9 protein-coding genes are annotated in these 12,796 nt (G+C 61.6%); 4 read left to right on the plus strand and 5 right to left on the minus strand.

The window, feature by feature from the left end:
* Positions 1-28: 28 nt before the first annotated feature.
* Together prpB and BM186_RS10565 are read right to left on the minus strand one after the other, a co-directional pair.
* A complete protein-coding gene (gene prpB, locus BM186_RS10560) occupies positions 29-916 on the minus strand; it encodes a methylisocitrate lyase (protein WP_021488995.1) in 888 nt (295 codons plus the stop codon).
* Complete coding sequence (locus BM186_RS10565) at positions 913-1,650, minus strand: GntR family transcriptional regulator (RefSeq protein ID WP_072423897.1); 738 nt, start codon at positions 1,648-1,650, stop codon at positions 913-915. The genes prpB and BM186_RS10565 overlap by 4 nt, the downstream gene beginning before the upstream one ends.
* 305 nt (positions 1,651-1,955) lie before the next feature.
* Here BM186_RS10565 and rloA point away from each other — a divergent pair, with 305 nt between their 5' ends.
* From rloA to BM186_RS10580, 3 genes are read left to right on the plus strand one after another with little or no spacing between them, the layout of a single operon-like run.
* Positions 1,956-2,492, plus strand: coding sequence for a retropepsin-like aspartic peptidase RloA (rloA, locus tag BM186_RS10570; protein WP_074915180.1), 537 nt, complete (start codon positions 1,956-1,958; stop codon positions 2,490-2,492).
* Positions 2,493-2,497: 5 nt separating this feature from the next.
* Complete coding sequence (gene rloB, locus BM186_RS10575) at positions 2,498-4,024, plus strand: osmotic stress tolerance membrane protein RloB (protein ID WP_074915182.1); 1,527 nt, start codon at positions 2,498-2,500, stop codon at positions 4,022-4,024.
* A gap of 4 nt (positions 4,025-4,028) precedes the next feature.
* Positions 4,029-5,015, plus strand: coding sequence for an alpha-L-glutamate ligase-like protein (locus BM186_RS10580; RefSeq protein ID WP_072423895.1), 987 nt, complete (start codon positions 4,029-4,031; stop codon positions 5,013-5,015).
* 84 nt (positions 5,016-5,099) lie between these two features.
* Here BM186_RS10580 and BM186_RS10585 read toward each other — a convergent pair whose 3' ends face one another.
* On the minus strand, positions 5,100-7,823 hold the full coding sequence (locus BM186_RS10585) for a helix-turn-helix transcriptional regulator (RefSeq protein ID WP_074915184.1): 2,724 nt from the start codon (positions 7,821-7,823) through the stop codon (positions 5,100-5,102).
* Positions 7,820-10,534: a winged helix-turn-helix domain-containing protein gene (locus BM186_RS10590; RefSeq protein ID WP_241519880.1), complete on the minus strand. Its 2,715-nt coding sequence runs from the start codon at positions 10,532-10,534 to the stop codon at positions 7,820-7,822. The genes BM186_RS10585 and BM186_RS10590 overlap by 4 nt, the downstream gene beginning before the upstream one ends.
* Before the next feature lie 164 nt (positions 10,535-10,698).
* On the opposite strand from BM186_RS10590, the gene pabB reads away from it, so the two are divergent.
* Positions 10,699-12,057, plus strand: a complete 1,359-nt coding sequence (gene pabB / locus BM186_RS10595) for an aminodeoxychorismate synthase component I (RefSeq protein WP_074915186.1) — start codon at positions 10,699-10,701, stop codon at positions 12,055-12,057.
* A 52-nt stretch (positions 12,058-12,109) separates the two neighbouring features.
* Here the strand turns inward: pabB and thrH are convergent, their stop codons facing one another.
* The gene (thrH, locus tag BM186_RS10600) at positions 12,110-12,727 is read right to left on the minus strand and encodes a bifunctional phosphoserine phosphatase/homoserine phosphotransferase ThrH (protein WP_074915188.1); all 618 of its coding nucleotides are present in this window, start codon (positions 12,725-12,727) and stop codon (positions 12,110-12,112) included.
* Positions 12,728-12,796: the final 69 nt, after the last annotated feature.

Below are 12,796 nucleotides of genomic sequence, written 5' to 3' on the forward strand. Positions count from 1 at the left end.
TTATCTCCTCGAATCCTTGTTCTTGTCTTTATTTCTTGCCAGCAGCGAACAGCGCATCGAGCTTCTGCTCGAAGGCGTGGTAGCCGATGCGGTCGTAGAGTTCGGCGCGGGTCTGCATCAATTCGATCACGTCCTTCTGGTGGCCGTTCTGGCGGATCGAGGTGTAGACACTTTCGGCCGCCTTGTTCGCTGCGCGGAAGGCCGACAGCGGATAGAGCTGGATGGCCACGCCTACCGAAGCCAGCTCGTCGCGGGTGAACAGCGGCGTGGCGCCGAATTCGGTGATATTGGCCAGCACCGGCACCTTCAGCGCCTCGACGAAACGCTTGTAAGTGGGCAGGTCGTAGGCCGCCTCGGCGAAGATGCCATCGGCACCGGCCTCGACGTAGGCCTGGCAACGCTCGATGGCGGCATCCACACCCTCGGCCTGGATGGCGTCAGTGCGGGCGATCAGGAAGAAGTCCGGGTCGGTCTTGGCATCGGCGGCGGCCTTCACGCGGTCTACCATCTCCTCGCAGGAGACGATCTCCTTGCCCGGCCGATGACCGCAGCGCTTGGCGCCGACCTGATCCTCGATATGCGCGGCGGCGGCGCCGGCCTTGATTAGGTTCTTGATGGTGCGCTCGATATTGAAAGCCGAAGGGCCGAAGCCAGTGTCGATGTCTACCAGCAGCGGCAGGTCGCAGACATCGGTGATGCGGCGCACGTCGGTCAGCACGTCATCCAGGGTATTGATGCCCAGATCCGGCAGTCCGAGCGAGCCGGCGGCGACACCGCCACCGGACAGGTAGATGGCACGAAAGCCTGCACGCTTGGCCAGCAATGCATGGTTGGCGTTGATCGCGCCGATCACCTGCAGCGGTTGCTCTTCGGCAAGGGCCTGACGGAAACGCTGGCCGGCGGAAAACTGAGTCATGAATCACCTCGAGTCTTGGATGAAGGGATGAGCGCTTCCTGTCCACGCTGGGAAACGTAGTGGCGCTCGATATTACGCTTGGAGGCGCCGATGTGACGGCGCATCAGCAGTTCGGCCAGTTCACCGTCGCGAGCTTCGATGGCGTCGAGAATGCGGTGGTGCTCGGCGAAGGCCTGATGCGGCCGATTGGGTGTAGTGGAGAACTGCAGGCGGTACATGCGCACCAGTTGGTACAACTCGTCGCACAAAAGCTTGGCCAGAGTACGGTTGCCGCTGCCCTGGATGATGCGGTAGTGGAAGTCGAAGTCGCCTTCCTGCTGGTAGTAGCCGACACCAGCCTTGAACGCGGCATCCTGCTCATGCAGCTCTAGTACCCGGCGCAGCTCGCCGATCTCCTGCTGAGTCATGCGCTCGGCCGCCAGGCGACAAGCCATGCCTTCGAGCGACTCGCGAATCTCGTACAGCTCGACCAACTCGGCATGACTGAGCGACACCACCCGCGCCCCTACATGCGGCACGCGTACCAGCAGCTTCTGCCCTTCCAGGCGATGGATCGCCTCGCGCAATGGCCCTCGGCTGATGCCATAGGTGCGCGCCAGCTCAGGCTCGGAGATCTTGCTCCCCGGGGCGATCTCGCCCTTGACGATGGCAGCCTGGATCAGGCGGAACACGTGCTCGGAAAGTGTTTCCGAATCCACCTGCGGCGCTGTAGACACATCTGATTCGAGCAGCATGATTGTCAACACAAATAGCTTTTCATGGCGATAAAACTACGCCATGAAGGCAAATTCGTCAAAGCAGACCAAAGTATTGTCGACAATATCTCCAGCTCACCCGATCAGGCGAACCGCGACCCTACTTGCAGAAAGCTACATAAGCGTCTGTCAGCACGGAAAATCCCCATGTTAGAATCCGTCCGTTCATGCCCGGCCATCGCCTTTTGCCATGCCTGCTAAACTTCACGGCAGAAAGTTGTATGGCAGGATGCCTGCCAGTCGCTGCCTCCATCCCGCCCCTGGCAATACCTTCTCAAGGACACATGAGACTGAAACCCTTCTCTTTGCTGATCTGCCTGCTGACCTTGTCCTGCCCGGCTCTGGCCATGGGCAAGTCGATCTATGGTCTGAATGAATATATTCACATAGAAGAATTGGACCTGCAGGTAGCCGCCAAACTCGACACTGGCGCCAAAACTGCGTCCTTGAGCGCCCGCGATATCAAACGCTTCAAGCGTGACGGAGAAACCTGGGTGCGTTTCGTGCTGGCCATCGACGATGCCCATGAGCGCACCATCGAGCGTCCGCTGGCGCGAATCAGCAAGATCAAACGCCGTGCTGGCGATTTCGACCCCGATGAAGGCAAGACCTATACGGCACGCCCGGTAATCGACCTTGAATTGTGCATGGGCAAGACCCTGCGCACGATCGAAGTGAACTTGACCGACCGAAGCGCATTCCAATACCCGCTTCTGATCGGCTCCGAAGCGCTCAAGCACTTCGAGGCCATGGTCGATCCAAGCCTTAAATATGCAGCCGGCAAACCCGACTGCACCAATGACGCAACCCCTGGCGAGTAATTCCCATGCGCTCTCTGAACCTGCATCTGAAAGTCCTGATCACCCTCTTGGTGGCCATGGGCGTTCTGATTACGGCATACCAAATCTTCATTCTCGGCATTCCGGTGACCGAGGACGAGACCGACGATCTGTGGAACATCGATGCCAAGGTCGAATTCCAGGCGACTCCGCGTGAGCCGGTGAAGCTGCAGATGTTCGTGCCGCCGCTGAACCAGGATTACGTGAGCCTCAACGAGAGCTTCATCTCCAACAATTACGGCGTCAGCGTCAACCGTGTCGACGGCAACCGCCGCGTAACCTGGTCGGCACGTCGTGCTAATGGCAAGCAGACCCTCTATTACCGACTGGTTCTGACCAAGCGTTACAGCGGCGAGCAGGCGCCTGCAAAAGGCCCGATCTTCCGCGACAGCATCCCGGTCGAAGGCCCCGAGAAGATCGCCGCCGAAGCCCTGCTGGCACCGATTCGCCAGCACTCGGCGGATGTCGAGACCTTCATCAGCGAAACCATCAAGCGCGCCAATAACGTCAACGATGACAACGTGAAACTGCTGCTAGGCGGCGATGCCTCCACCGCCAATAAGGCCAAAGTCGTCGACCTGCTGCTGTCCATCGCCCACGTGCCGATGGAGCGCGTACACACCATTCGCTTGCAGGCCGAGGTCGCTCAGTCGCCGGAGCTTTGGCTACGTAGCTTCAATGGCCAGAAATGGCTGTACTTCAACCCGGAAACCGGTGAGCAGGGCCTGCCGGACGACCGCCTGGTCTGGTGGATCGGCGACGGTGATCTGGTCAGCCTCGAAGGCGGCCGTCAGGCGCAAGTCAGCTTCAGTCTGAACAACAGCGAGATGAACGCCATCCGCCTGGCCAAACTGACCGATGAGAACACCGACGCCAGCTTCCTTGAATACTCGCTATACGGCCTGCCGCTGCAGACCCAGCAGACCTTCATGATCATGGTGATGATCCCGATCGGCGTGCTGGTCATTCTGATCCTGCGCAACCTCGGCGGTCTGCAGACCCTGGGTACCTTTACCCCAGTGCTGATCGCCCTCGCCTTCCGCGAAACCCAACTGGGCTTCGGTATCTTCCTGTTCACCGTGATAACCGCGCTCGGCCTGTCATTACGCTCCTACCTGGAACATCTGAAACTGCAGATGCTGCCGCGCCTGTCGGTGGTGCTGACTTTCGTCGTGGTACTGATCGCCGCCATCAGCCTGTTCAGCCACAAGCTGGGCTTGGAGCGCGGCCTGTCGGTTGCGCTGTTCCCGATGGTGATTCTGACCATGACCATCGAGCGCCTGTCGATCACCTGGGAAGAGCGTGGCGGCAGCCATGCCTTCAAGGTCGCCATCGGCACCCTGTTCGCCGCCACCATCGCGCACCTGCTGATGAGCGTGCCGGAGCTTGTGTACTTCGTGTTCACCTTCCCGGCGATCCTGCTGATCCTGGTGGGCTTCATGCTGGCGATGGGGCGTTACCGCGGTTACCGCCTGACCGAACTGTTCCGTTTCAAAGCCTTCCTCAAGGACTAAGACCATGTTCGGCCTGATCAAGACGTGGAAGGCCCTTGAAGCCAAGGGCATCATGGGCATCAACCGACGCAACGCGGACTACGTGCTGAAGTACAACAAACGGCACCTGTATCCGATCGTCGACGACAAGATCATCACCAAGGAGCGGGCCATCGAGGCCGGCATCGATGTGCCCGAGATGTACGGCATCATCGAAACCGAGAAGGAAATCGACAAGCTCGACGAGATCATCGCCGGGCGCACCGACTTCGTCATCAAGCCGGCGCAAGGCGCCGGCGGCGATGGCATCATGGTCATCGCCGACCGCTTCGAGGACCGTTTCAAGACGGTGTCCGGCAAGATCGTCAGCCACGAGGAGCTGGAGCAACAGATTTCCAGCATCCTCTCCGGTCTGTACTCGCTCGGCGGTCACCGCGACCGTGCGCTGATCGAGTACCGCGTCACCCCGGACACCATCTTCAAGAGCATCAGCTACGAAGGCGTGCCGGACATCCGCATCATCGTGCTGATGGGTTACCCGGTGATGGCCATGCTGCGCCTGCCGACCCGCCAGTCCAACGGCAAGGCCAACCTGCACCAGGGTGCCATCGGCGTGGGTGTGGATCTGGCCACCGGCGTCACCCTGCGTGGCACCTGGCTGAACAACAAGATCAGCAAGCACCCGGACACCACCAACGCGGTGGACGGCGTGCAACTGCCGAACTGGGACGGCTTCATGAAGCTCGCTGCCGGCTGCTACGAGTTGTGCGGCCTGGGTTACATCGGCGTGGACATGGTGCTGGATCAGGACAAGGGCCCGCTGATTCTCGAGCTCAACGCCCGCCCCGGCCTGAACATCCAGATCGCCAACGACTGTGGCCTGACCCACCGCGCCCATGCCGTGGAAGCCCGCCTGGAAGAACTGAAAGCCAAGGGCATTCAGGAAGACGCCGAAGAGCGCGTGCGTTTTTCCCAGGAGCTGTTTGGTCACATCGTCAGCAAGGAAGTCTGACCAGCGAACGTCGTAAGGTGCTGCTGCACCTTACGACGCGCTCAATGCACCGTCGCCAGCTCCCACCCTCACTCGCACACCGTCTCATGCCTCGCTCAGCAGCCCCAGGCTCTTGCCCTTGAGTACCGCTTGCGTGCGGCTGCGTACGCCCAACCTGGAAAACAGGTTATGCAGGTGCCATTTGATGGTGGCCTCGGACAGGTGCACCGCCTCGGCGATATCGCGATTCGATAGACCGGCTGCCACAAGCCGCAATATCTCCCGCTCGCGATGGCTGACACCCTGATTTTCCTCGAGACTTTCTGGATCGATAGCCAACCTGCGGCACTGCTCGCGCAGCATTTCGGCAACGCCTTGCCAGACAGCGGCGCGCTTGGGCTCGGCGCGGCTCCAGGCATTCCAGAGTGGCAGCAGCCACAGTGCGTCGTCCTGAAACAAGCGGCGATAGCCACATTGCCAGGCCTCTTCGAGTGTCGCCTGCAACAGCGCGAAGGCTTTTTCGCCGTGACCTTTGCTCCAGTAAGCCACTGACAGGAGCAGGCTCAGGTGCAGACGCCGATCACGCTGGTGGTCCGCTCCCTGCTTGGCCAGGCACGCCTCCAGGCTGGCCTGGGCTCTCTCCACCCATTGCTCGCTCAGCGCCAGGCGCGCCTGGCTCAGCGCCAGCGCCGTATGTGCATCGCCATAGCGTTCGATGGGCAATACAGCGAGATGACGCTCCAACTGCAGATAAATACGCTGCGCCTCGTTGGGCCTGCGTAACCACAGCAGGAACTGCACCTTGCACCCCATGGCGATGGCGAACACCCGCTCGTAGCCCGGCCCCTGCAAACCGCTCAACCACTCGTCGAGTTCTTCCAGCCCCTGCTCACCGGCACCGGCAAAGAAGCGCGCACGCGCCATGACCAGCTTGCCGCGGCTGATCAACTCCACCGGCGTGGCAACATCACGCCAGGTGGTGGCCAGCGGCAGCTCGGCGAGAATCGCAGCGTGGCGATCCTGTTCGTAAAGCAGATCGGCATAAGCCAACCCGAGCGGACCGCCAACCCGGCTGCGCCGCCCGAACACCTGCTCGACCCTCGCCCGCGCGGCCTCGGCCAGGGAGCGACCGCGCTCAAGTTCGCCGTACTCCTTGCAGATCAGCGCCTCGATCAGGCTGGCCATCACGTGCAGGTACTCACTCTCGCACTGACGCAGGTTCTCCCGCGCCACGGCAATCGCCTTGGCCGCCTCACCGAACTCACCGAGCAGAGCGAACGCCGCTGCCTGCACGCAGGCCAGACTGGCGCGAAATACCGGCTGATTCTTTGGTACCAGTGCCAGCCAGTGACTGGCGACCTTGAGACAGGCGTCGAGCTTGTCCTGGTAGAGCAACACCAGTGCCTTGAGCACCTGAGCGGCAGCCAGCAGCTCGATCAGGCCAAAGTGGATGCCTGTGCCGCGCCCTTGCGTCAGGCGTGCGCTGACCTCCTCGATCAACGCCTCGGACTCGGCAAACTTCTGTTCAAAGGCCAGCTGCCAGGCATAGAAAATCTGGAACACCGGCTGCTCGGTGATCACCAGCGGTGGAATATCCTTGAGAATGGCGAGGATGCCGTAGACCCGATTACCGGCGATCAGACGCGCGCCCTGACGCTCCAACAGCTCGGCGGCGAAAGCATAATCGCGAGCGCGCAGGGCATACTTGATCGACTTGTCGGCCAGATCATGGCTTTCGCACCAGCGCGCAGCGGCGTGCAACAGATGAACCGGATCGCCGCGCCTGGCCAGACGCCCCTGCAGGAAGTCAGCAAACAGGTGGTGATAACGGAACCATTGGCCCTGCTCGTCCAGCGCGATCACGAATAGTTGCTCGGCCTGCAGCCGGCGCAGCATGTCACGACCGTCCTGGCGCCCAGTCAGCGCGTTGCACAACTCAGCGTTGAATTCGTCGAGGACCGAGGTCTGGTCGAGAAACAGCTGCATGGCTTCCGGCAGGCTGGCCACCACATCTTCGGCCAGATAATCGGCAATGTTGCGTTCGGTCCCTGACAGCCCGGCGAGAAAGGCAGTGCGATCGCGCTGGCGTGGCAAGGCCAGCGACGCCAGGTGCAACGCAGTGATCCAGCCTTCCGTGCGCGTATGCAGCTGGTTGAGTTCACTTTCCTCAAGCGCGAGACCTTTGATCTTGCGCAGATACGCAGCCGTTTCCGCGCGAGTCAGACGCAGGTCCTCAGCCTTGAGCCAGAACGCCCAGGCGCCGAGCGACGGCGGCTCTTCGAGAAAACGCGGTTGATAACGCGTGCTGACCACCAGGCGCACTTGCTTGGGCAGACGCTCGATCAGATAGCGCGCGCCCTGCCCGAGAGACGGATGGCGAATGTGGTGAAAGTCGTCGAGCATTAGATAGAGCGTTTCCGGCAGCTCTTTTAGATCGTCGAGCAGCGCATCTATCACCGCCTCCAGCGGCCAACTGATCTCGCCCTGCAGCAGCGCCGCGGCACTACTGCCGAAGCCGGGACAGGCGGCGGCAACCGCCGCAACCAGATACGGCAGAAACCTCGCCGGTTCGCTATCGCTTTCATCGCACGACAGCCAGGCGACCCGCGCCCCCTGCACCTGCAAACGGCTACGCAGCTGGCTGAGGATAGTGCTCTTGCCAAAGCCGGCGGGTGCGCTGAGCACGATCAGGCGCTGCTCGCTGGCGTCCAGCAAACGCTCGAGCAAGGCCGCGCGCTCCAGCAGCGGCGCACCCTCGGCATGGGCGGGATACAGCTTGGTAAGCAGCAGCGGCGCAGCGGATGGGCAGGACGGATTCTGGCTGTTCATGATTCGAGTAGGCTCAGTTCGCGGGCACGGCGGATAGCTTGAGTACGATTACGCACCTTGAGCTTTTCGTAGATGTTGTGCAGGTGCCATTTGACGGTACCCAGGGCCAGCGCCAACTGCTGGCCGATCTCTTCATTGGACAGGCCCTTGGCGGCCAGACAGACCACCTCACGCTCGCGCTCGGTCAGCCCCTCCTCCAGCGCGTCCAGGGTGTGATACGACTCCTGACCGGGCCAGGCACTCAATAAGCTGCGGATGAACACCTGCAGCGCGGGCTGGCGTTCGACGGATTCCAACTGCTGCAGCAACTGGCGTATGGCCTCGCCTTCCTCGATGAACAGGCTGCGCGCCTCTTCCCGCTCGGCGCCAATCAGGCATTGCACCAGCAGGCTCTGCGCACGCTCCCGGTAGCCCAGGCGCTGGTAGCTCAGCGCAGCGAGCAGATCCAGGCGCAGCTGATGCAGCCCGTGCCGGCCATCCTGCAACTGGCTGCGCAACTGGGTGATCTCATGCAGCGCCTCGCTGAAATGGCCCCGCGCCTGCTGCAGACGAACACGAGTCAGACCGAGCACCCACGGCACCGGATTGAAACTGCACTGCGTGTAGTACCCCGCCAGCTTGCTCCAATCCACAGATTTCAGACGTTGTTCTGCGCGCTTGCTGCGGTCGGCCACCGGCTCCTGCAGAATCAGCGCAATCTCCTCGCCTACGGCCTGCACGTAGAAACGCCAGGATTGATTGCGCGCCGCCAGGTTCTGCATCAGCACCAGGGTAGCGATCGCTTCTTTCGGCGCGTCCTGCTGGCGCTGAACCCGCGCCAGGCAAAGCATCGCCTGGGCATACAGGTCGATCGGGTTGATCACGTCGACCGTGGCCAACGCCCAGCGCAGCCGATCCTGCAGACCGTCCAGGCGGCCCTGGTGATAGGCGATCAGCGACTCGCTGATGGTTGGCAGAACCAGGGCTCGGGACTTTTCGCCGAACCAGGGCATCATCCGCGCACGCAACTGCTCGAACAGCAGCTGCGCCTGCTTTACCCGCCCTTGCTCCAGACACAGGAGCACTTCCACGTTGGCCAACTGCATGTCCAGGTAACGGCCTTCGAGGAAATGGTTGCGCTGCTGCGCCAGCGCCAGCAGTTTGCGCGCCTGCTCGCCCTGGCCAAGCATGACGTTGGCCAAGGCGCCAACGGTGAGGATCGCCACTTCGAGAAACGCGGTGTGCTGCCCCAGCTGCGCCTCGATGCGCCGCGCCAGATCGACGCAGGTATCCAGATCATCCTTTTGCAAGGCGATCACCGCCTTGATCGCCAGAGTCGCCAGCACCTTGTCGCTCAACGGCCCACTGGCGCGCGAATCGGCCCAGCGCTCCAGCAGCTCATCGAGCACGCCGTTGGCCTCGTTCAGGCCCAGCTCGGCCGCACGGGTCCAGACATCGGCAAGCACCAGCACCGGAAAGCGCGCGGCGATTTCGTCCGGCACATGCTGTCGCCATTTGTAGATGAGGTTGAGCTGGCCGCGGTTGATCAGCTCCAGGCCGCAGCCGTCGAGCAGCGCGGCGAGCATCTCGGCATCTTCGGCCAGACAGGCGTGCTCGATGGCCAGGTTCTGCATATGGTGGTTGGTGAACCACAGGCTGGCATTGAAATGCAGCTGCTTGAAGCGCTCCGGGTCGCGATCCTTGAGACGGCTGCGGAGAAACTCGGCGAACAGATTATGGAAGCGATACCACTGGCGTTCTCGATCCATGGGCAGGAGAAACAGCTGCATGGCCTCCAGCTCTTCCAGCAGTTGCTGGCCATCCTGACGCGCGGTCAGGGCGTTGACCAGCTCGCCACTGAGCTGCTGCGCCACCCCTAGCGCCAACAGCTGTTCCTGGCGCTCGCCAGGCAACTGTTCGAACACCGAGCGCAGCAAGTAATCGCCTACCACGTTCTTGTCTGCGCCCAATTCGGCCAGGCGCTCAGTCGGTTGCGGGTGGTTGCGCAGCCACAAGCTGGCCAGATGCACCCCCACCACCCAGCCCTCGGTATGACGGTAAAGTGCGCCAAACGTCTCTGGATCGAGCTGCAGGCCGCTGCGTTCCAGATAACCGCGCGTCTCTTCAGGATTGAGCCTGAGCTCATCACTGCCCAACTCCAGCAACAATCCCTTGGCGCGTAACGTGGCAAGACTCAGGGCGGGCTGCGAACGGCTGCCGATGGCCAGGGTGAAATTCGGGGGCGCCATCTTGACCAGGCGATTGAGTGCAGCGAGCAGTTCGCCATCCTGGATCAGATGCAGATCGTCGAGCACCAGCAGCAACGGCTCCGAACGCTGCGACAGATCCACCAGCAGACTTTCCATCACGGCCTCGACCGGCACCCGCATGGTATTGCGCAGGTAACCCAGGGCGTAATCACCCAGGCCGGGCAGTGCACGTCCCAATGCGTCGATCAGTTGCTGGAAGAAACGTACCGGCTCATCATCAGCAGAGCCCAGCGATAGCCAAGCAACAGCGCTGCCGGCCTGACGACGCTGCTCGACCAGCATCGCCAAAGCGGTGGTCTTGCCAAAGCCAGCAGGAGCGCAAAACAGCACGAGGCGGGCATGGGGGTGGGCCGAAAGCGCGGCTTCCACCTGGGGCCTTGCCAGATAGTCCGCGGATGCCTGGGGCGGCGACAGTTTTGAACGCAGCAGGCTTCCAGCGGCTGGACCGATGACTACATCCATGGCCTGGATTCCTTCATTCATTATTGTTTTGGCACGGTAGTTCAACATCCTGGCACGACTCCATACTAATCAGCCGAGCGTACCGGAGCAAACCTGGCCGAAGCCCTAGGATGAATATTAGCGACGGACTACAATCGCTCCTTCCCCCCCTTCGACTACCACGCATGCCCAGCTGCTCTTTGCACCCTCTTCCTTACCGCACCGACCCCAGCGACTACTTCCAGCGCATTCGCCAGGCCCCCGGCGCCGTAATGCTGGATGCAGGACGACCAAGTGCCACGCGTGGACGCTATGACCTTATGAGCGCCTGGCCATTGGCAGAACTGGCACCCACGCCCGACGAATCGGCCAACGACTTTCTGCAACGTTTGCGAGGTGCATTGCAGAGCCTTGGGCCCGCCGAAGTGCCAGCGCAGCAAGAGCTGCCATTCGTCGGTGGTTTGATCGGCTACCTGTCTTATGACTTCGGCCGTCGCCTGGAAGTGCTGCCCGAGCAGAGCGTCGATGATCTCGATCTCGAGGATGCTCGTTTCGGTCTCTACGCCTGGGCGCTGATCAGCGATCATCAGCTGGGTACCAGCGCCCTGCTGTTTCACCCGGCGCTGCCGGAGGCAGAGCGCCAGCGCCTGCGTACACTGTTCGAAGCACCTCATAGCGAGGAACTCGCGCCCTTCCGACTGACTCAGCCGTTCCAGGCCGCTATCGACCAGCACCGCTATCGCCAGGCAATCGAGCGCATCCAGGGCTACATCCTCGCTGGCGATTGCTATCAGGTGAATTTCGCCCAGCGCTTTCAGGCACCCTGCACGGGTGATCCCTGGGCGGCTTACCTGGCACTGCGCCAGGCCTGCCCCACACCTTTCTCGGGTTTTCAGAGCCTGGGCGATGGCGACGCCATTCTCAGCCTGTCGCCCGAACGCTTTCTCAAGGTCAGCAACGGTCAGGTGGAAACCCGTCCGATCAAGGGCACTCGGCGCCGCGGCGATGACACCGACGATGACCAGTTGCAGGCGCAGGAGCTGTTGGCGAGCCGCAAGGACCGCGCCGAGAACCTGATGATCGTCGATCTGCTGCGCAACGATCTGGGCCGCAGCTGCCGCATCGGTTCGGTGAAAGTACCGGAGCTGTTCGCCCTGGAGAGCTATCCCAACGTGCATCATCTGGTCAGTTGCGTCACCGCCGAGCTGGCGCCCGGCAGGGATGCGCTGGACCTGATCGCCTGCAGTTTTCCTGGTGGCTCCATCACCGGCGCCCCGAAGATCCGCGCCATGCAGATCATCGATGAGCTGGAGCCGACACGGCGCGGGCTCTATTGCGGCTCGCTGCTGTATCTCGATGTACGCGGCGAGATGGACAGCTCCATCGCCATCCGCAGCCTGCTGGTCAAGGATGGCAAGGTCAGTTGCTGGGGTGGTGGCGGTATAGTCGCCGACTCCAACTGGCAGGCCGAATATCAGGAGTCCATCACCAAGGTGAAAGTGCTGCTGGAAACGCTGGAGCGCCTGTCGGCTACAGCCGAATAGAGCCCCCAAACGAAAAACGCCGCGAAATCGCGGCGTTTTTCATACATCGGCGTTACAGACTCAGCTTGCGATTCGAGGCCTTGAGGAACTCTTGCTTGAGCGCTTCGAAGGTGTGCACGGCCGGGAATTGCGGGAACTCGCGAATCACGTTGTTCGGCGCATGGAACAGGATGCCGGCATGGGCTTCGCTGAGCATGGTGGTGTCGTTGTACGAGTCGCCAGCGGCGATAACGCGGTAGTACAGGCTCTTGAAAGCGATGACCGACTGACGCTTGGGATCTTTCTGGCGCAGCTGGTAGCTGACCACACGATCATTCTCGTCGGTGATCAGACGGTGGCACAGCAAGGTCGGGAAACCGAGCTGACGCATCAGCGGCTGGGAGAACTCGTAGAAGGTGTCGGAGAGAATCACCACCTGGAAACGTTCACGCAGCCAGTCGACGAACTCCACAGCGCCATCGAGCGGCTTCAGGGTAGCGATCACGTCCTGGATGTCCTTCAACTTCAGGCCGTGCTCATCGAGAATACGCAGGCGTTGCTGCATGAGCACGTCGTAATCGGGGATGTCGCGGGTGGTCGCCTTGAGCGACTCGATGCCGGTTTTTTCCGCAAAGGCGATCCAGATTTCCGGAACCAGTACGCCTTCCAGGTCGAGACACGCGATTTCCACAGGCCACTCCTCGGTTGAGCCAAAAAGGAGCCGGCACTCTAGCCGCTGGGCCTGACTGGCGCAATGCGG

It is taken from the genome of Ectopseudomonas toyotomiensis (genome assembly GCF_900115695.1).
Classification (GTDB): domain Bacteria; phylum Pseudomonadota; class Gammaproteobacteria; order Pseudomonadales; family Pseudomonadaceae; genus Aquipseudomonas; species Aquipseudomonas toyotomiensis.